We start from the raw sequence: 295 nt of genomic DNA, 5'->3' as shown, positions 1-295 counted from the left end.
GGTAAAAAAGTCACAGATCGTTTTATGAAATTACCGGATGGGAGAATTGTGTATTATGGAACCGAAGGAGCAATGCAGTATGGAGAACAAGAAATAAGTGGTAAGCATTACTATTTTAGTACATGGAATGGGGCGATGCAATTTGGAGTTCAAACGCTTGCAGATGGAAAAGAACATTATTTTTCTTCTGATGGAAGCATGCTTATTGGCGAGGTGAACATAAATGGAAAATGGTATTGCTTTGATTCAAATGGAGAAATGGTAAAAAATAAGTTTTATAAACTTGCGGATGGAA

General features: G+C 35.9%; 1 pseudogene. It reads left to right on the top strand.

The features are described from left to right. Nucleotides 1–24 precede the first annotated feature (24 nt). A pseudogene (locus PZH32_RS13205) lies at nt 25–295 on the top strand (hypothetical protein); the annotation flags it as partial.

Source organism: Adlercreutzia equolifaciens (genome assembly GCF_029076695.1).
In the GTDB taxonomy this organism is placed as follows: domain Bacteria; phylum Actinomycetota; class Coriobacteriia; order Coriobacteriales; family Eggerthellaceae; genus Adlercreutzia; species Adlercreutzia equolifaciens_A.
The sequence above is the reverse complement of the archived record's forward strand: the minus strand, read 5'-3'. Positions and strand labels throughout refer to the sequence as shown.